This window comes from Thermus sediminis (assembly GCF_003426945.1).
In the GTDB taxonomy this organism is placed as follows: Bacteria; Deinococcota; Deinococci; order Deinococcales; family Thermaceae; genus Thermus; species Thermus sediminis.
Window position 1 is genome coordinate 1,665,818 of sequence record NZ_QURO01000004.1, and the last position, 18,358, is coordinate 1,684,175.

Genomic DNA, 18,358 nt, shown 5'->3' on the forward strand with positions numbered 1-18,358 from the left:
CACCTCCTTCAGCCGGGGTAGGGCCTGAGCTTTTCTGCCCCTCTCGGTCAAGGTCCTTCCCGTGTGGTTCCCGGCGCCGCAGTTGGGGCCAGCGGCGATGCCCATAAGGGGAAAGGGACCCCGCCTAGGGGGCCTCTTCCCTAGCGCACGTTGCCGGTCTCCAGCTTCCTAGACCTTAGGTCCAAGAGGCTGTACTCGCCCTCGGAGAGATCCCCGGGGACCACCACCCAGCTGGCCCCCAGCACCTCATGCTTCTGGCCCCGGCCCGCCACGATGGCCAGGAGGGGGTTGTGGGTCTTGATGAGGTGGGCCACCTCGTGGGAGCCCCTCTCGCCCAGGCCCTTGTGGAAGGGCATGGTGTGGAAGAGGAAGATCTTGGGGTAGTCCTTGAGCTCCCACAGGGCCTTGAGGTGGTACTCGGCCATCCAGGCGGGGTAGCGGAGGGCCTCCCTCTCCTCGGGCTCGCCTTCGTCCGCGATCTCCCCGCCGATGCCGGCCACCAGGTAGGGTCCTCTCCAGAAGGTGAAGGTCTCGTGGACGTTACGCATCTCGGGCCGGACCAGTTCGGTGTTGGCGGCTTCCCGGAGGTATTCCCAAATGGGGGCGTCCTCGGGGCCGGGGATGTAGGCGGTGGGGAGATGGATCTCGGCGAGGAGGCGGAAGAAGGCGGCGTAGTCCCGGCTCTTGGCGGTCTTGGGCATGAGGTTGCCGACGACCGCCACCGCGTCCGCCCCGGTGTCGGGGGCCACCTTGGCGAACTTCTCCAAGGCCTCCAGGTCCCCCATAGGGTTGGAGGTGGCCAGGATGTAGCGAACCGTCCTCCGCATGCTTCACCTCCCTCACTCCACCTGCACCTGGATCTTCTTGGGCTTGGTGGCCTCGGCCCGCGGGACGAGGAGGTGCAGGACCCCGTGGCGGAAGCGGGCCTGCACCCGGGAGAGGTCGTAGGTGCTGGGGATGTTAAAGCCCCGGGCAAAGGTGCCGTAGGGCCCCTCGAGGCGGTGGTAGGCCACCCCCTCCCTCTTCTCAAAGGGCCTCTCGGCCTTCACGGAAAGGACCCCTTCCTCGGCCACCACCTCCACCCTCTCCGGGTTCACCCCTGGAAGGTAGACGAGGAGGTGAAGCCCTTCGCCGTCTTCCAGGATGTCCACCGGAGGGGCATAGACCCTAGGCCCCTGCTGGGGCGTGCCAAAGGTCCGGGCCAGCCGCTCCTGCAACTCTTCCAGCTCCTTGAAGGGATCAAACCGGATCATGCCACCACCTCCTTACCACCTCAAGAGCGCGGCCATACCTCCGCGCTCAAGAAGCCTCCTTTCCGCCTCGCCGCGCACGAACCCGAGCTTGGCCGCGTACCCGGCGGCAAGCTCGGGAAGGACCACGGCCAGGGGCTTTTTCTCGGGGCGCTCGCAGCGGCCCAGGGCCTTGGCCTCCGCGGCCAGGTAGAGGCCGTCGCAAGCGTAGACCTCCCTTTCCAGATGCCAGGGGAGGACCCAGAGCTCCACCCGGCCTTCCTGCACCCGGGCCAGGACCTCGGGCCCGAAGGCTGCCTTGGGGAAGGCCTCCTCCAGCTCCTCCAAAAGCCTCACCTCCGCCCGGCGCTCCACCTCTTCCAAAACAGGCTCCAGGCGCTTCAGGACCTCACCGGGGCTCGCCCCGGGGTGGGGCAGGGAGGGAAGCTCCGCCACCACCCTCTCCCTCAGGCGCTTGGGCAGGTAACCCAGGAAGAGCTTGGTGTGCTCCTCCTTGCCCATGAAGACGAGGCGGGTGAAGCCCCGCTCCTCCAGCCGCGCCTCCAGCTCCTGAGCCAGGGCTTTGTAGAAGCGCTCCTCCCACGCCGAAAGGCGCTTGGCGAAGAGGTCCTGCCCCGCCCCGCCCCGGGAGATCCCGCCCAGGTTGAAGCGGCGGCCAGGGGCATCCAGGGAGAGGCGGCGCCAGGCCTCGGTGTCCAGGGCCAAAAAAGCGTCCCCCACCTCGGCGATCTCCCCCAGAAAGACCTCAAAGACCCGCCACCTTTCCTGGTCCACGTAGACCACCCCGTAGCGCTCGTACTCGTCCAGGGCGTAGACCAGGGGGAGGAGGAAGGGTTCCCCGTAGTGGGCCAGGGCCCCGTCGGTGAGGAGGCGGCTTTCCTTCTCGTCCAGGAAGGCCGTCTTCACCGCCCCCACCAGGGGTAGCTCCACCTGGAGGGGGAAGAGCTCCAGGCGCTTCCCGTCGGCGAAGAGGACCAGGGTCTTGGCCTGGACCACTTCGTGCTTCAAAAGGGAAAGGACCCTTTCCGCCACCTCCTCGGGCACACGGAGGGCCTTCATGGCGTCCTTGGCCCGGAGGGCGTAGGCCCTACCGGCGTTTTCCGGCTTGGCCGGGTTGATGTCCAGGTAAAGGGAAAGGACAGGAGCCTGAAGGCTTTCCAGGGTTTCCTTGGTACGCCGGGCCTCCTCTTTGCCCATCATAGGCTACCTCCCAGAAGGGCCACCACCTTGCGGATGGCCTCCTCATTAAGCGTCTCCTCCTGCCCCAGCCGGGTGAAGAGGGCCTCGAGGTCGGGGTCAGGAAGGGTGCTCTCCAGGTAGTAGGCCCGGTCCAACCCCTCCTCGCTGAGGAGGCGAAGGAGCCCCTCCCACCCCACCTCCTCTGCCCTCGGGGTAGGGGGGAGGGGGGCCTTGAGGCGGCGGAGGGCCTCGGCTAGGGCCTCCGCGTGGGCCCGCTCCCTTCTCGCCACCTCCAGGAGGAGGGCCTTGAGGTGGGGGTAGGGCATCCCCTCTGCGGCCCTTTCCGCCCGAAGAGCGTCCAGAAGCTCGTCTTGGTAAGCCTTTTGCAGCACTTCCACCACCCGCATACCCCTTCCATTCCTAGGCCGTAAGGCGCTCGGCGGCGCGGAAGGTGAGCCCTACGGGGCCCACGTCGGCCAGAATCCGGTCCCCCTCCTTGACCTCCCCGGCCAGGATCCTTTTGGCCAGGGGGGTCTCCAGCTCCCGCTGCACCACCCGCTTTAGGGGCCTTGCGCCGAAGACGGGGTCGTAGCCCCTTTGGGCCAGGAAGTCCTTGGCCGCCTCGCTGAGCTCCAGGGCGATCCGCTTCTCAGAAAGCCTCGCCCGGAGGTGGGCGAGCTGGATCTCCACGATCTGGCGGATCTGCTCCTGGGAGAGGGGCCGGAAGACCACGATCTCGTCCAGCCGGTTCAGGAACTCGGGGCGGAAGTGCCTTTGCAAGAGGGCGAAGACCTCGTCCCGGATCCTCTCATAGGGCAGGCCCTTCCCGATGCCCTCGAGGATCAGGGGGCTTCCCAGGTTGGAGGTGAGGATGATCACCGTGTTGCGGAAGTCCACGGTGCGCCCGTGGCTGTCCGTGAGGCGGCCGTCGTCCAGGATCTGCAGGAGGAGGTTGAAGACGTCGGGGTGGGCCTTCTCCACCTCGTCAAAGAGGATGACGGTGTAGGGCCTGCGGCGCACCGCCTCGGTGAGCTGGCCCCCCTCCTCGTAGCCCACGTAGCCGGGCGGAGCCCCGATGAGGCGGCTTACGGCGTGCTTTTCCATGTACTCCGTCATGTCGATGCGCACCATGGCCTCCTCGGTGTCGAAGAGGGTGGCCGCCAGGGTCTTGGCCAGCTCCGTCTTGCCCACTCCCGTGGGCCCCAGGAAGAGGAAGCTCCCGATGGGGCGGTTCGGGTCCTTGAGCCCGGCCCGGGCGCGGCGGATGGCGTCGGCCACGGCCCTTATGGCCTCGTCCTGGCCTACTACCCGCCTGTGGAGCTCCTCCTCGAGCCTAAGGAGCTTCTCCCTTTCCCCTTCCAGGAGCTTGGAGACGGGAATCCCCGTCCAGCGGGAGACGATCTCGGCGATGTCCTCCTCGCTGACCTCTAGGCGCACGAAGCGGGCGCCCTTGAGCTTCTCGGAAAGGGCCTCTACCTCGGCCTCGAGGCGGGGAAGCTCCCCGTAGCGGAGCTCGGCGGCCCGGTTCAGATCGTACTGGCGCTCGGCGAGCTCAATCTGCCGCCTCGCCTCGTCCAGGCGCTGCTGGGCCTCCCGGAGCTTCTTGAGGACCTCCCGTTCCGCCTCCCACTCCGCCTTGAGCCTTTCTATGTCCTTGGTGAGCCCGGCGATCTCCTCCTCGATGCCCTTGAGGCGCTCTAAGGAGTCGGGGTCCTTTTCCTTCTTCAGGGCCTCCCGCTCGATCTCCAGCTGGAGCTTCTTCCGCTCCAGGGTGTCGATCTCCTCGGGGGCACTTTCCAGGGCCATGCGGAGCCGGGCCGCCGCCTCGTCCACGAGGTCAATCGCCTTGTCGGGGAGGCGCCTTTCCGTGATGTAGCGGTGGGAAAGGACCGCTGCCGCCACCAGGGCGGGGTCAGCGATGCGCACCCCGTGGTGCACCTCGTACTTCTCCTTGATGCCCCGCAGGATGGAGATGGTGTCCTCCACGCTGGGCTCCTCCACGTAAACGGGTTGGAAGCGCCTTTCTAGGGCGGGGTCCTTCTCGATCTCCCGGTACTCGTCCAGGGTGGTGGCCCCGATGAGCCTGAGCTCCCCCCGGGCGAGAGCGGGCTTCAGCATGTTGCCGGCGTCCACCGCCCCCTCGGCCTTGCCGGCCCCCACCACGGTGTGGAGCTCGTCGATGAAGAGGATGATCTCCCCTTGGCTCCCCACCACCTCCTGGATCACCGCCTTCAGGCGCTCCTCAAACTCTCCCCGGTACTTGGCCCCGGCGAGGAGGGAGCCCATCTGCAAGGAGATGATCCGCTTCCCCTTGAGGCCCTCGGGCACGTCCCCCTTGACGATGCGCTGGGCCAGACCCTCCACGATGGCCGTCTTGCCCACGCCGGGCTCCCCGATCAGGACCGGGTTGTTCTTGGTGCGCCGGAGGAGGATCTGGACCATGCGCCTAATCTCCTCGTCCCGGCCGATGACCGGGTCCAGCCTGCCCTGGGCGGCCAGGGCGGTGAGGTCAATGCCGTACTGCTCCAGGGCGTTGTAGGTGGTTTCTGCGTGTTCCGTTTGCACGTTCTTACCTCCTCGGAGTTCCCATAGGGCCTTCTTGAGGGCCTCGAGGCCGGGGAGGCCCGGGGTGGCCTCGGCCAGGGCCAGGACCAGGGTGTCCAGGGCCACGAATCGGTCCTTGAGCTCCGCCATCAGGGCCTCGGCCCGGCCGAAGACCCCGGAGAGCCGCGCCGCCAGGTACTGCCCGCCCTCGGCCCCTACCACCTTGGGGAGGCGGGAAAGCTCCCTCTCCGCCCCTTCCTTCAGGGCCTTGGGGTCGACCCCCGCCTTCTCCAAAAGCCGCCCAGGGAGCCCGGCCTGGTCCTTGAGGAGGACGGCCCAAAGGTGGGGGGTGTCTATGGCCTGGTGTTGAAGCTTCCGCGCCAGGACCTGGGCCTGGGCCAGGGCTTCCCGGGCGGCTTGGGTCCAGCGTTCCAGGTTCATCCCCGCCTCCTCTCGTCAGAAGTAGCATACTACCTAACATGGCTAATGTCAAGTTTACTGATAAAAAGAAGCTAGGACCGGGGCGCCGGAAAGAAGGGGGCTTACCCAGGGAGATTCTAGGGCAAAGGGAGAGGGAGGGGTATCCCCCTAAAAACGCTCCAGGATCTCCACCACTAGGGCCGCCCCGATGAGGTTGGCCCCGAGGTCCCTTCGGATGCGCTCCGCCTTGGCCATGCGCAGGAGGTCTTCTTGGCGAAAGTACCAGGCGCCCCCCACCTCCAGAGGCTCCACGAAGCCGATCTCCACATAGCCCTGGACAGCGCTCAAGGGAAGTCCCTGCTCGGCCAGGGCCTCGAGGGAAAGCCACTCGCTACGTGCGAGCATAGTAGGCCTCCGCCAGCCTTCTCCAAAGGGCCTCTTCCTCGGGGGAGAGGCGCTCGGGGATGGTGAGGCGTACCTGCAGGTAGAGGTCCCCGCGCCCCCCAGGGCCCGGGAAGCCCTTGCCCTTCAGCCGGAGTTTCCGCCCTGCCTGGGTCTTTGGGGGAATGGTGACCTCCACCAGGCCCTCCAGGGTCGCGGCCCGCACCTTTCCCCCTACCACGGCGATGGGGGCGGGGACGTCCAGGGCGGCGTGGAGGTCCTTCCCCTCCAGCCGGAACTGGGGGTGGGGGAGGAGGCGGACGGTGAGGAGGAGGTCCCCTGGGGGCTCCCCCGCCCCGCCCATGCCCGGGACCCGGAGGGTGGCCCCGTCCTGCGCCCCGGGGGGGATGCGCACGGAGACCCGCTTTCCCCCCACTTCCAAAACCCTTTCGCCGCCGTGGAAGGCCTCCTCGAGGGAGAGGGGGAGCTCAGCCCGCACGTCCCGTCCTCGGGGAGACCTGCGGCGGGCTCCGCTGAAGGACCCGAACCAAAAGAGCTCCTGGAAGAAGTCGGAGAAGTCCCCCACGTCAAAGCCGGAGAAGTCGTACCCCCCTGGGGGCGGGGGAGGGGGCGGGGTGGTGGTGCCGTAGGCGTCGTAGAGCTTGCGCTTCTCGGGGTCGGAGAGGACGGCGTAGGCCTCGTTGATCTCCTTGAACCTCTCCTCCGCCTCCGGGCTCTTGTTCACGTCGGGGTGGTACTGCCGGGCCAGGCGCTTGTAGGCCCTTTTGATCTCCTCCTGGGTGGCGTTTCTGGGGATGCCCAGGATGGCGTAGTAGTCCTTCACGGCTCACTCCACCCCCGCTTCGTCCTCAGGCTTCTCCTCGCCCACGGCCACCCGGGCGGGGCGCACCAGGCTTTCCCCCAGGCGGAAACCCCGCTGGTAGACCTTAGCCACCTTACCGGGGTCCCCGGGGAGGAGGCCGATGGCCTCGTGGTGCCGCGGGTCAAAGGGCTCCCCCTCCCCGGGCACCTCCTCCACGCCAAGCCCAGCCAGGGTGCGGAAAAACCCCTCCCGCACCGCCCTGACCCCCTGGAGGATGCTCTCGGGGTTGGCCTCGGCGAACTCCAAGGCCCGGTCCAGGTCGTCCAGCACGGGGAGGAGAGCCCTTAAGACCTTGAGGGCTCCTTCCCGCTCTCGGGCCCTCAGCTCCTCCTCCATGCGCTTGCGGTAGTTGTCAAAGTCGGCGAGAAGGCGGAGGTACTGGTCCTTGAAGCGGAGGAGCTCCTCCTCGGCTGCCCTGAGGCGGGCCTCCAAGGCCTCCGCCTCCCTTGCCACCCCCTTCAGGTCCTCCTCCAGGGCGCTTTCCCCCAGGTTCCTCTCCTCCATGCCTCCCTCCCTTGGGGTACCGTGGGCCTAGTCGGCGGGCTTGTAGTCGGCGTCAATCACGTCGTCCGGGCGGCTTCCCCCAGTGGTCCCCGCTCTGGCCGAGGCCTCGTAGGCCTGGACCGCCTGGAGGAGCTCCTCGGTGGCCGCCTTCAGCTCGGGGTCGGGGGCGTCCCTTTCCACCAGCTCCTTGGCCTTCCCGATGGCGGCCTCGAGGCGGGCCTTGGCCTCCGGGGAGCCCTGCTTCTCGTTGAGGACGCGCTCCGCCTGGATGCGGGCGCTGTCCAAGGCGTTCTTGAGCTCGGCGTGCTCCTTGCGCCGCCGGTCCTCCTCGGCGTGCCGCTGGGCCTCAGCGATGATCCGCTGGATCTCCTCCTCGGAGAGGGTGGTGGTGTTCTGGATGGTGATGGAGGCCTCCCGCCCCGTGGACTTCTCCTTGGCGTTCACGTGGAGGATGCCGTTGGCGTCTATGTCAAAGCAGACCTCGATCTGGGGCACCCCGGCGGGCATAGGGGGGATGCCCTCGAGGCGGAAGCGGCCCAGGCTCTTGTTGTCCTGGGCCATGGGGCGCTCCCCCTGGAGGACGTGGATCTCCACCGCCGTTTGGTTGTGCTCCGCCGTGGTGAAGACCTCGCACTTCCGGGTGGGGATGGTGGTGTTCCGGGGGATGAGGACGGTCATCACCCCGCCCTTGGTCTCCACCCCCAGGGAGAGGGGGGTGACGTCCAGGAGGACCACGTCCCGCACCTCGCCCATGAGGACCCCCGCCTGGATGGCGGCCCCCAAGGCCACCACCTCGTCGGGGTTCACGGAGCGGTTGGGCTCCTTGCCCAAAAGCTCCTTTACCACGCGCTGGACCGCAGGCACCCGGGTGGCCCCGCCCACGAGGATCACCTCCTGGATCTGGGCCGGGGTGAGGCCGGCGTCCTTGAGGGCCTGCTCCACGGGGCCCCTTAGGCGCTTGAGGAGGGGCTCGATCAGCTCCTCCAACTTGGCCCGGGTGAGCTTCTTCTCCAGGTGCAGAGGGGTCTTGCTGGCGGGGTCCAGGGCGATGAAGGGGAGGCTGATGGTGGTCTCAAAGGTGCTGGAGAGCTCGATCTTGGCCTTCTCCGCCGCCTCGATGAGGCGCTGCAGGGCCTGGCGGTCCGCCTTCAGGTCCACCCCGTACTCCCGCTTGAACTCCTCGGCGACCCAGTTCACGATGGCGTGGTCCATGTCCGACCCGCCCAGGTGGGTGTCCCCGGAGGTGGCCTTCACCTCAAAGACCCCCTCCCCGATCTCCAGCACGGTCACGTCAAAGGTGCCGCCCCCCAGGTCAAAGACGAGGACGGTTTCGTTCCCCTTCTTGTCCAGGCCGTAGGCGAGGGCGGCGGCGGTGGGCTCGTTGATGATGCGCAGGACCTCGAGCCCGGCAATCCGCCCCGCGTTGGCGGTGGCCTCCCGCTGGGCGTTGTTGAAGTAGGCGGGCACGGTGATCACCGCCTTGGTGATCCTCTCGCCAAGCTTCTTGGAGGCGTCCTCCACCAGCTTGCGGAGGACCATGGCGCTGATCTCCTCGGGGGTGTAAAGCTTCCCCTTCACCTCGATGCGCACGCCCCCGTCGGGCCCGGGGACCACCTTGTAGGGCACCCGCTTGGCCTCCTCCTGGACCTCCTCGTAACGGCGGCCGATGAAGCGCTTGACCTCAAAGAGGGTGCCCTCGGGATTCAGGACCGCTTGGCGCTTGGCCATCCGGCCCACCAGGGTTTCCCCGTCCCGGAAGGCCACCACGCTGGGGGTGGTCCTCTCCCCTTCGGCGTTTTCCAGGACTACCGGCTTGCCGCCCTCCAGGATAGCGATCACGCTGTTGGTGGTGCCCAGGTCAATGCCCACTGCCTTAGCCATAGCCTCACCTCACTTATCCAGGCTAATCTAGGCCATACTGGTGTGTCAAGAGAGTTGAGTCCATCTTTGTCATAGTAGCTTGGGCTACCCAAAGATCCCTTTGGCCGTGTACCTTAGGATAGTGACATGCCACGGCTTCCCTTGAACCTCCTGGTGTTCGTCCTGGGCCTCCTCCTTTTGGCCTGGGCCTTTAGCCTGGCGGGGACCACGGCGAGCCCCAGCGGCGCGGTCAACTACACCACCTTCCTGGAGGACCTGAAGGCGGGCCGGGTGAAGGAGGTGGTGGTGCACTCTGGGGAGACCCGCATCCAGGGTACCCTCACCGACGGCTCGGGCTTCACCACCCACGCGGCCAGCCCCCCGGACAACGCCACCCTCGAGGCCTGGATGCGCAAGGGGGTGAGCGTGCGGGTGGAGCCTCCCCAGACGCAAAACGCCTGGGGCTTCCTGTGGCCCCTCCTCCTGGTGGGGCTTCTCATCGCAGCCCTCTTCTACTTTTCCCGTTCCGGCCGGGCCGGGTCCTCCGATGGGGCCTTCAACTTTACCAAGAGCCGGGCCAAGGTCCTCACCGAGGCCCCCAAGGTCACCTTCAAGGACGTGGCCGGAGCCGAGGAGGCCAAGGAGGAGCTCAAGGAGATCGTGGAGTTCCTCAAAAATCCCAGCCGCTTTCACGAGATGGGGGCCCGGATCCCCAAAGGGGTCCTCCTGGTGGGCCCCCCTGGGGTGGGGAAGACCCACATCGCCCGGGCAGTGGCCGGGGAGGCCCGGGTGCCCTTCATCACCGCTTCGGGCTCGGACTTCGTGGAGATGTTTGTGGGCGTGGGAGCGGCCAGAGTGCGGGACCTCTTTGAGACCGCCAAGCGCCACGCCCCCTGTATCGTCTTCATTGACGAGATCGACGCCGTGGGCAGGCGGCGGGGAGGCGGGGTGGGGGGCGGCAACGACGAGCGGGAGCAGACCCTGAACCAACTCCTGGTGGAGATGGACGGCTTTGAGAAGGATTCCACCATTATCGTTATGGCCGCCACCAACCGCCCCGATGTCCTGGATCCCGCCCTCCTGCGCCCGGGGCGGTTTGACCGCCAGATAGCCATAGATGCTCCCGACGTGAAGGGCCGGGAGCAGATCCTGAGGATCCACGCCCGGGGCAAGCCCCTGGCGGAGGACGTGGACCTGGCCCTTCTGGCCAAGCGCACCCCGGGCTTCGTGGGGGCGGACCTGGAGAACCTCCTCAACGAGGCTGCCCTCCTCGCCGCTCGGGAGGGGCGGAAGAAGATCACCATGAAGGACCTCGAGGAGGCGGCGGACCGGGTGATGATGGGCCCCGCCAAGAAGAGCCTGGTCCTCACCCAAAGGGACCGCCGGATCACCGCTTATCACGAGGCGGGGCACGCCCTGGCGGCCCACTTCCTGGAGCACGCCGATGGGGTGCACAAGGTCACCATCGTCCCTCGGGGCCGGGCCTTGGGCTTCATGATGCCCAGGCGGGAGGACATGCTTCACTGGTCCAAGAAGCGCCTCCTGGACCAGATCGCCGTGGCTCTGGCTGGGCGGGCCGCCGAGGAGCTCATCTTTGAGGACGTGACCACGGGGGCGGAGAACGACTTCCGCCAGGCCACGGAGTTGGCCCGGCGCATGATCACCGAGTGGGGGATGCATCCCGAATTCGGCCCCGTGGCCTACGCCCTCCGGGAGGACACCTACTTGGGCGGGTACGACGTCCGCCAGTACTCCGAGGAGACCGCCAAGCGCATCGACGAGGCGGTGCGGCGGCTCATTGAGGAGCAGTACCAGAGGGTTCTGGCCCTTCTTCAGGAAAAGCGGGAGGTCCTGGAGCGGGTGGCGGAAACCCTCCTGGAGCGGGAGACCCTGACCGCGGAAGAGTTCGGGCGGGTGGCGGAGGGCCTCCCCCTCGAGGCCCCTGGGGAGCCCAAGGAGGAGAAGGAGGCCCCCCGGGTGGTGCCCAAGATCAAGCCCGGGGGGGCCTTAGGCGGGGCCTAAAGGATAACCCGGGGGGCAAGCCCCCCGGGGGGAAGGGAATAGGCTACTTCTTGACCTTTTCCTTGAGGGCCTTGCCCGGCTTGAAGGCGGGGTACTGGGTGGCCGGGATCTTGATCCTCTCCTTGGTGCCGGGCTTCACGCCGGTGCGGGCCTTCCGCTTGCGCACCTCAAAGGTGCCGAAGCCGGTGAGCTGCACCTTGTTACCCGTGCCCACGGCCTCTTCCACCTTGGCCAAAAAGGTGTCTACCGCAGCCTTCACGTCCTTCTTCTTGAGGCCGGCGGCCGACGCGACCTGGTCTATCAGATCCGCTTTGGTGACCGTTTTCTTTGCTGCCATTCTTCACCTCCCTCCCCTTTTCCCTTCCGGAGGGAATATATCACGCCTCAATCCCCTCCTGCAATACCCCGTCCCATTTCTTCCATCGCGTATAGCAATATGTGATAACGAAAGCATTGCCTCTAGCGGTACCGAGGGGGGAGGAGTTCCCTTACCCGAGCCTCGATCTCCTGGGTGAGGTTTTCCAGCTCCTGGTGGGAAACCTTGCTTTTCCTCGGAACGGGAATAGGCTCCCCGTAGACCACCCGGACGGGCCGGCGCAGGCGGAAGAGCTTCCGCCCCACGGGCCAGGCCTCTTCCGTTCCCACCACGGCCACGGGCACCACAGGGCTTCCCGTGCGGAAGGCGATGGACGCCACCCCAGTCTTGAGGCGCTGGAGCCTGCCGTTGCGGCTCCTCGTGCCTTCGGGGAAGATGCCGAAGGCCATGCCCCTTTCCAGGGCTCGGATGGCGCCCTTTATGGCGGAAAGATCCCCCGTTCCCCGCTCCACGGCGATGGCGTAAAGCCGGGGCAGGAGCCAGGAGAGGAGGGGGAGGCGGAAGACGTCCGCCCGGGCCAGGAAGCTCACGGGCCGCCTTATCCCCGCCCCGATGACGATGGGGTCCAGGATGGAAAGGTGGTTGGCGGCCAGAATGACCGGGCCTTGCTCAGGCACCCTTTCCCTTCCTTCCACCCGGTAGCCGAAGAGGAGGTGGAGGAGGAACCGGGCTAGATACCAAGCAGCCCGGTAGACGGGATTGGGCTTTGGGGCTTCCACGGCCCCTAGTCTAAGGCCCTTAGGGCCTCTCCCGCCTCCAGATGGGCCAGGCGCATGGGCTCGGGGAGGCGGAAGCGAGTGGGAAGGCGCTTCACGAACTCCAGAGCCTCCTCGAGGCCCACCCGGTGCCCCGGGGAGACGTAAAGGGGCTTGACCCCAGCCCGGCTCCGGTAGGCGTAGCCCAGGGGCCTCCCCTCCGGGGAAAGGAGGCGCACGGCGCTCCCCTTTTCCCAGGGCAGGGGCCCTTCGGGGCGGCCGAAGAGGGGGTTTTTGGCCACGCCCACGCTGGGCAGGTCCAGATGCACCCCCAGGTGGCCAGCGATGCCCAGGCCCCGGGGATGGGCGATGCCCTGCCCGTCCACCAGAAGGGCCTCCGGGGCCTCGGGGAGGGCCTTCAGGGCCAGGAGGTAGGCGGGAGCCTCCCGGAAGGAGAGGAACCCGGGCACGTAGGGGAAGAGGGCCTTCTCGGGGACGATCCCCTTCCCCACGTGGAGGAGGCCTTCCTCCAAGTCGTAGAGCACGGCCACGGCCACAAGGGGCCTCCCCCGCTTGTGGGCGGCGTCCAAGGCGGCGATGCGCCGCACCCCTTCCAGGCTTCCCGCCACCACCACCTTCCCCGCCAGGGCCTCCTGGAGGGCCAGGGCCTCCTCCAAGCTCCCGGGCCTGGGGAAGGGGGGGATCTCCACTAAGTACCCCACCGCGGCTTTCGCCGCGGCGGGGGCCCCAAAGAGGCTTCCATAGCCCTGGCTTGGGCCTCTCATGTTGCGAAACCAAAGCGCGGGCACTTAACTCACCTCCCTAAGCCTTTCCAGGACCTCCCCGTCCGAGGGGTCTACCCCGTAGAGGAGGGCCAGGTAGTAGGCGGTCCAGGCCAGGCGGTACCAGAGGGCCACCGCCTGGGCGAGGCGGCTTCCCTCGAGCGGGGGGACCTCGGCGAGGGCGTCCACCCGGGTCTCCAGGATCTCCTTGGCCAAGGCCACGGCCTCCCCCCCTCCCAGGAGGACGGCGACCAGGGGGTCCCCCTGCTCGTGGCGGGCCTCGAGGCCCGTCAGGAAGAACTCCAGGGCGCTATGGGGCGGAGTCAGGGAGAGGCTTTTCCCGATCCGAGCGAGGAGGCTCTGGGCCGCTCCTTCCAGGGGACGGAAGAAGGGGCAGTAGAAGAGGGGAAGCCGCTCTAGGAGGGTGTAGGCCAGAAACTTGGCGGGGTTTTCCCCCAGGGGGATCTCGGGGCCTAGCCGCCTTCTCTCCTGAAGGAGCTTCTCGTCCACCTCCTTCAGGGCCTCTTCCTGCCCCGTGGCCAGGAGGAGGAAGCGGAGGTAGCGGTAGGGGCTTAGGGGGCTTGGGGGGATATGGGCCTCCACCCCTTCCCGGAAGCCCACCCGCACCACTTGGGCCCGGCCGCTTTCCGCCAGGAGGCCCATGGCCGCCGCCTCCCCCAGATCGTATCCGCCCTCTAGGAGGAAGAGGGTCCCCTCCTCGGTCCACTCGGGGAGGGATAGCAGTTCCGTGGCGAACCGCCCCTCTCCATAGGCTAGGGCCCCGTGGGGGCCAGGGTAGGCCCTTTGGGGCACGGGCCCCGTGCCCACCAGGTCCCTGAGCTCCAGGGCCAGGCCCCTGCGGTCGGCCAGGTAGGTTTCCTCGCGGTCCAGGTCGCGCATACCCCTTATGCTACCCTCCGTGAGTCCCTGCCATCTTAAGCCCGTGCCCCGGATCTGGGGGGGAAGCGCCCTGGGCTTTGGCCCCGGGATCGGCGAGGTCTGGCTCTGCGAGGCGCCCCTCCTGGTGAAGCTCCTGGACCCGGCGGAGTGGCTTTCCGTCCAGGTGCACCCGCCCCACGCCTACGCCCGGAGGGTGGAGGGGGGGCCGGGAAAGTACGAGGCCTGGTACGTCCTCTCCCCCGGGGAGATCGTCTACGGCTTCAGGAGGCCTGTGAGCCCGGAGGAGGTGCGAAGGGGGGTGGAGGAGGGGAGCCTCGAGGCCCTCCTCCGGAAGGTCCCGGTCAGGCCGGGGCAGGTGGTCTACCTGCCCGCGGGGGTGGTCCACGCCCTGGGGCCCGGGGTGCGGGTCTACGAGGTCCAGACCCCTTCGGACCTCACCTACCGCCTCTACGACCATGGCCGCCCCCGGGAGCTCCACCTGGAGAAGGCCCTGGAGGTGGCCCTCCTCCACCCCACCCCCATTCCCCTGACAACCCCCGAGCCTGTCCTGGGAGGGGAGCGGCTCTTGAAGACCCCCCACTTCCACCTCTACCGCTTCCCCCTAGGGGGAAGCCTCACCCTGAGGCCAGACCTTCCCCTGGTCCTCACTCTCCTGGAGGGGGAGGCCCGCCTCCAGGGGCAGGCCCTGAAGCCCCCCCACACCCTCCTCCTCGCCCCTGGGGAGGAGGTGGCCTTCCAGGGGGAGGGCCTCCTCCTGGGGGCAGGCCCTGCCCTTGACCAAAACCCTTTGGGGTGGGAAGACTAGGGGGCATGGACCGGCCCTTTTTGGACCTCGCCCCCTGCGGCCCCTTGCGGGGCGCCTTGCAGGTGCCCGGGGACAAGTCCGTGACCCACCGGGGCCTCATGCTCCTCTCCCTGGCGGAGGGGGAGGGGTGGCTTTACCACCCCTTGAAGGCGGGGGACACCCTCTCCACCGCCCGGGTCCTCCGGGCCCTGGGGGCGGAGATCCTAGAGGAGGGGCCCCACTTCCTGGTCAGGGGCCAGGGCCTCCGCCTGAGGGAGCCTGAGGAGGTCCTGGACTGCGGCAACGCCGGCACCCTCATGCGCCTCATCCTGGGGATCCTGGCAGGGCAGGATGGGCTTTTCGCCGTCCTCACCGGGGACGCCTCCTTAAGGGGGCGGCCCATGAGCCGGGTGGCCGAGCCCTTGAGGGCCATGGGGGCCTGGATAGACGGCCGGGAAGGGGGGAGGAGGGCCCCCCTCGCCGTCCGGGGGGCCGCCCTAAGGGGGATCCGCTACACCCTCCCCGTCCCCAGCGCCCAGGTGAAGAGCGCCCTCCTCCTGGCGGGCCTCTTCGCCGAGGGGGTGACGGAGGTGGCGGAGCCCGTCCCCACCCGGGACCACACGGAAAGGCTCTTCCGCCACTTCGGCCTGCCCCTGGAAAGGGGGGAAGGGTGGGTGCGCACCCGTAGGGCCGGGCCCTTCCCCGCCAAGGACCTTACGGTCCCCGGGGACTTCTCCTCGGCCGCCTTCTTCCTGGTGGCGGCCCTCGTGGTGCCGGGCTCGGAGGTGGTGGTGGAGGGGGTGGGCCTGAACTCCACCCGCACCGGGCTCCTCCAGGTCCTGAAGGCCATGGGGGCCGATCTAGAGTGGCGGGTCCTCGAGGGGGAGGCGGGGGAGCCCGTGGGCTACGTCCGGGCCCGGTATAGCCCCCTAGAGGGGGTGGAGGTGGACCCGGGCCTCATCCCCCTCATGGTGGACGAGGTGCCCATCCTGGCGGCGGCCGCTGCCTGGGCGGAAGGGGAGACCTTCATCCCGGGGCTTTCCGAGCTCCGGGTCAAGGAGTCCGACCGGGTGGCGGCCATCGCCCACAATCTCCGGGCCCTGGGGGTGGAGGTGGAGGAGGGGCCGGACTGGCTTAGGATTCGGGGGGGCGGGGTGAGGAGGGGTGAGGTGGAGCCCTTCGGTGACCACCGCATCGCCATGGCCTTCGCTGTGGCGGGCCTCCCCGTGGGGGTAAGGGTGCGGGAGCCCAGGTGGGCGGAGATCTCCTACCCCGGGTTTTTCCAGGACCTCCTAGGCCTATGCGGGGCATCGTGACCATAGATGGCCCCTCGGCCTCGGGGAAGAGCTCCGTGGCCCGGCGGGTGGCGGAGGCCTTAGGGGTGCCTTACCTCTCCAGCGGCCTCCTCTACCGGGCCGCCACCTATCTGGCCCTCAGGGCGGGGGTAGACCTGGAGGATGAGGGGGGGCTTTTGGCCCTCCTCGAGGCCCGGCAGGTCCGCCTGGTGCCCGAAAAGGAGGGGAACTGGGTCCTGGCGGATGGGGAGGACCTGACCCCCCACCTCCACACGGAGGCGGTGGACCGTGTGGTTTCCCAGGTGGCGAGGCTTCCTGGGGTGCGGGCCTGGGTGAACCGGAGGCTCAGGGAAGTGCCCCCCCCCTTCGTGGCCGAGGGGCGGGACATGGGGAGGGTGGTCTTCCCCGAGGCCCCCCACAAGTTCTACCTCACCGCCAGGCCCGAGGTCCGGGCCAGGAGGCGGGCCAAGGAGCGGCCAGGGGATTACGAGGGGGTGCTCCGGGACCTCCTCCTAAGGGACGAGCGGGACCGGGCGCAAAGCGCCCCCGCCCCGGATGCCCTCGTCCTGGACACCAGCGACCTCGGCCTCGAGGCGGTGGTGGAGAGGATTCTTGCCCACCTTAAGGACTAGCCGTGGTGCCCGGGGCCAAGGCGAGGCCGGTCCAGGAGTTTTTGAACGTCCTCCTCTTCCGCCCCCTGGCCCACCTCGTGGTGCGGCTTCTCCTACCGACCCCGATCAAGCCCCATCACTTGGTCTTTTTTCACACCCTCCTGGTTCTCCTTTCTGCGGCGCTCATCCTTTGGGGCCAGGACCTTCTGGCTGCCCTCCTCCTCCAGGCGAAGACCATCCTGGATAACGCCGACGGGCAGCTCGCCCGCCTAAGGGGCGAGGCCACGGAGCTGGGGCGCTACCTGGACACGGAGCTAGACTTCCTGGGCAACCTCTTCCTCTTTCTGGCCCTGGGGGCGAGGACGGAGGCCTGGGGGATGGCCCTCCTGGCCTTTTTGGTCTTCACCCTGGTCCAGTCCTACGACTTCAACCTGGAGAGGCTTTACCGCCTTCACCGGGGCCTTCCCCTTCCAGAAGAGGCAAAGGATTCCCCAAGCCCCCTCCTCGCCCTTCTGCGGGGGGTCTACCGCCTCCTCTTCCTCCCCCAGGACCGGGCCATATCCCTTCTGGAGGGGCTTCTCCTGAAAGGCCTCCGCTTGGACCCCAGGCGCTTTTTTGACGAGGCGGCCCTGGCAGGGGTGGTGAACCTGGGCCTCACCACCCAGCTCTTCTTCCTGGGGGTCTTCCTCCTCTTCCACCAGCCTAGGGCCTACCTCACCTTCGTCCTCCTCCAGGCCCTGTATCTTGGGGCTTGGTACGTATGGAGAGTCCTCCGCAGTATCCCATCCCCACGGTGGGAGCCTTAGTGGAAAGGGAGGGGAAGGTGCTCCTGGTGCGCACCGCCAAGTGGCGGGGGCTATGGGGGGTGCCGGGGGGAAAGGTGGCCTATGGGGAGGCCCTCGAGGCCGCCCTAAGGCGGGAGATCCGGGAGGAGGTGAACCTGGACCTCCTGGAGGTCCGCTTCGCCCTGGTGCAGGAGGCCCTCTTTAGCCCCGAGTTCTATAGGCCCACCCACATGCTCCTCCTCAACTACTTCGCCAGGGGGGAAGGGGAGGTGCGCCCCAATGAGGAGATCCTGGAGTGGGCCTGGGTGGAGCCGGAGGCGGGGCTCGCCTACCCCCTCAATAGCTTCACCCGGCTCCTCTTGGAGCGCTACCTGGAGGGGGCATGAGGGCTGCCCTGGTCACGGGAAGCGCCAAGGGCATCGGCCGGGCCATCCTCCTGGCCCTGGCCCGGGAGGGCTATGCCGTGGCCGTCCACTACCGCACCTCCGAGGGGTTGGCCGAGGCCACCCGGCAGGAGGCGGAGGCCCTGGGGGTGAGGGCCATCAAGGTCCGGGCCGACCTCACCCGGGAGGAGGAGGTGGCCCATCTTGTGGAGGAGGTCCGCTACCACCTGGGGGGGATTGGGGTTCTGGTCAACAACGTGGGGGACTACCTCTATAAGCCCATAGAGGAGGTGAGCCTAGCGGAGTGGCGCTGGATCCTGGACACCAACCTCACCGCTACCTTCCTCCTCACCCAGAGGGTCCTCCCCCTCATGGTGGAGCAGGGCTTTGGCCGCATCGTGAACCTGGGGTATGCGGGGGCCCAGAACCTCCTGGCCCGGCCCCACATCACCCCTTACGTCATCGCCAAGACCGGGGTGATCCTCTACACCAAGGCCATCGCCAAGCGCTTCGCCACCGCGGGGATCACCGCCAACGTGGTGGCCCCTGGGGTGGCGGAGAACTCCATCTCCAAGCCCATCCAGGAGATCCCCATGGGCAGGCTGGCCCTCCTAGAGGAGGTCGCCCGGGCGGTCCTCTTTTTCGTCCGGGAGCCCTACCTCACGGGCCAGGTCCTGGAGGTGGCGGGGGGGTGGAACCTTTAG

Annotated in this window: 20 protein-coding genes; 7 read left to right on the plus strand and 13 right to left on the minus strand. The window is 67.9% G+C overall.

Translation table 11 applies throughout. The features are described from left to right. Positions 1-140 precede the first annotated feature (140 nt). The 9 genes from ATI37_RS09605 to dnaK all read right to left on the minus strand — a co-directional run bounded on the left by ATI37_RS09605 (position 141) and on the right by dnaK (position 9,042). On the minus strand, positions 141-827 hold the full coding sequence (locus ATI37_RS09605; protein ID WP_117238148.1) for a metallophosphoesterase family protein: 687 nt from the start codon (positions 825-827) through the stop codon (positions 141-143). A 12-nt stretch (positions 828-839) separates the two neighbouring features. Further along, positions 840-1,253 (minus strand): Hsp20/alpha crystallin family protein, encoded by a 414-nt coding sequence (locus ATI37_RS09610; RefSeq protein ID WP_117238149.1) that lies wholly within the window; start codon positions 1,251-1,253, stop codon positions 840-842. Between the two features lie 12 nt (positions 1,254-1,265). Beyond that, positions 1,266-2,450 (minus strand): VLRF1 family aeRF1-type release factor, encoded by a 1,185-nt coding sequence (locus ATI37_RS09615; RefSeq protein WP_117238150.1) that lies wholly within the window; start codon positions 2,448-2,450, stop codon positions 1,266-1,268. Continuing rightward, a complete protein-coding gene (locus ATI37_RS09620) occupies positions 2,447-2,836 on the minus strand; it encodes a ferritin family protein (protein ID WP_117238151.1) in 390 nt (129 codons plus the stop codon). Before ATI37_RS09620 ends, ATI37_RS09615 begins: the two co-directional genes overlap by 4 nt. Positions 2,837-2,849: 13 nt before the next feature. Then, complete coding sequence (gene clpB, locus ATI37_RS09625) at positions 2,850-5,414, minus strand: ATP-dependent chaperone ClpB (RefSeq protein ID WP_117238152.1); 2,565 nt, start codon at positions 5,412-5,414, stop codon at positions 2,850-2,852. Between the two features lie 147 nt (positions 5,415-5,561). Next, on the minus strand, positions 5,562-5,798 hold the full coding sequence (locus ATI37_RS09630) for a chaperone modulator CbpM (protein WP_117238153.1): 237 nt from the start codon (positions 5,796-5,798) through the stop codon (positions 5,562-5,564). Beyond that, positions 5,785-6,618 (minus strand): DnaJ C-terminal domain-containing protein, encoded by an 834-nt coding sequence (locus ATI37_RS09635; RefSeq protein ID WP_117238154.1) that lies wholly within the window; start codon positions 6,616-6,618, stop codon positions 5,785-5,787. The genes ATI37_RS09630 and ATI37_RS09635 overlap by 14 nt, the downstream gene beginning before the upstream one ends. Before the next feature lie 3 nt (positions 6,619-6,621). After that, a complete protein-coding gene (gene gprE / locus ATI37_RS09640) occupies positions 6,622-7,161 on the minus strand; it encodes a nucleotide exchange factor GrpE (RefSeq protein WP_117238155.1) in 540 nt (179 codons plus the stop codon). A gap of 27 nt (positions 7,162-7,188) precedes the next feature. Then, a complete protein-coding gene (gene dnaK, locus ATI37_RS09645; protein WP_117238156.1) occupies positions 7,189-9,042 on the minus strand; it encodes a molecular chaperone DnaK in 1,854 nt (617 codons plus the stop codon). A 126-nt stretch (positions 9,043-9,168) separates the two neighbouring features. Between dnaK and ftsH the strand changes: the two genes are divergently transcribed. Next, positions 9,169-11,043 (plus strand): ATP-dependent zinc metalloprotease FtsH, encoded by a 1,875-nt coding sequence (gene ftsH / locus ATI37_RS09650; RefSeq protein ID WP_117238157.1) that lies wholly within the window; start codon positions 9,169-9,171, stop codon positions 11,041-11,043. A gap of 43 nt (positions 11,044-11,086) precedes the next feature. On the opposite strand, the gene ATI37_RS09655 is transcribed toward ftsH, so the two are convergent. From ATI37_RS09655 to ATI37_RS09670, 4 genes are all read right to left on the minus strand, one after another. Next, positions 11,087-11,380 carry an HU family DNA-binding protein gene (locus ATI37_RS09655; RefSeq protein ID WP_117238158.1) on the minus strand — a complete coding sequence of 98 codons (294 nt, stop codon included), beginning with the start codon at positions 11,378-11,380 and terminating at the stop codon, positions 11,087-11,089. Between the two features lie 122 nt (positions 11,381-11,502). Next, complete coding sequence (locus ATI37_RS09660) at positions 11,503-12,138, minus strand: lysophospholipid acyltransferase family protein (protein WP_117238159.1); 636 nt, start codon at positions 12,136-12,138, stop codon at positions 11,503-11,505. A gap of 5 nt (positions 12,139-12,143) precedes the next feature. After that, positions 12,144-12,824, minus strand: a complete 681-nt coding sequence (locus ATI37_RS09665) for an endonuclease V (RefSeq protein WP_117238589.1) — start codon at positions 12,822-12,824, stop codon at positions 12,144-12,146. Positions 12,825-12,923: 99 nt separating this feature from the next. Next, entirely contained in the window at positions 12,924-13,796 is an 873-nt protein-coding gene (locus tag ATI37_RS09670; protein WP_117238160.1) for an SIS domain-containing protein, read from the minus strand. 7 nt (positions 13,797-13,803) lie between these two features. On the opposite strand from ATI37_RS09670, the gene ATI37_RS09675 reads away from it, so the two are divergent. From ATI37_RS09675 to tmpR, 6 genes are read left to right on the plus strand one after another with little or no spacing between them, the layout of a single operon-like run. Continuing rightward, positions 13,804-14,601, plus strand: coding sequence for a class I mannose-6-phosphate isomerase (locus ATI37_RS09675; protein ID WP_117238161.1), 798 nt, complete (start codon positions 13,804-13,806; stop codon positions 14,599-14,601). A 5-nt stretch (positions 14,602-14,606) separates the two neighbouring features. Beyond that, positions 14,607-15,896: a 3-phosphoshikimate 1-carboxyvinyltransferase gene (gene aroA / locus ATI37_RS09680; RefSeq protein ID WP_117238162.1), complete on the plus strand. Its 1,290-nt coding sequence runs from the start codon at positions 14,607-14,609 to the stop codon at positions 15,894-15,896. After that, positions 15,881-16,507 carry a (d)CMP kinase gene (cmk, locus tag ATI37_RS09685; RefSeq protein ID WP_117238163.1) on the plus strand — a complete coding sequence of 209 codons (627 nt, stop codon included), beginning with the start codon at positions 15,881-15,883 and terminating at the stop codon, positions 16,505-16,507. Before aroA ends, cmk begins: the two co-directional genes overlap by 16 nt. A 2-nt stretch (positions 16,508-16,509) precedes the next feature. Then, on the plus strand, positions 16,510-17,292 hold the full coding sequence (locus ATI37_RS09690; protein WP_117238164.1) for a CDP-alcohol phosphatidyltransferase family protein: 783 nt from the start codon (positions 16,510-16,512) through the stop codon (positions 17,290-17,292). Next, positions 17,247-17,657 (plus strand): NUDIX domain-containing protein, encoded by a 411-nt coding sequence (locus ATI37_RS09695; protein WP_117238165.1) that lies wholly within the window; start codon positions 17,247-17,249, stop codon positions 17,655-17,657. The genes ATI37_RS09690 and ATI37_RS09695 overlap by 46 nt, the downstream gene beginning before the upstream one ends. Then, positions 17,654-18,358, plus strand: coding sequence for a bifunctional dihydropteridine reductase/dihydrofolate reductase TmpR (gene tmpR, locus ATI37_RS09700; protein WP_117238166.1), 705 nt, complete (start codon positions 17,654-17,656; stop codon positions 18,356-18,358). The genes ATI37_RS09695 and tmpR overlap by 4 nt, the downstream gene beginning before the upstream one ends.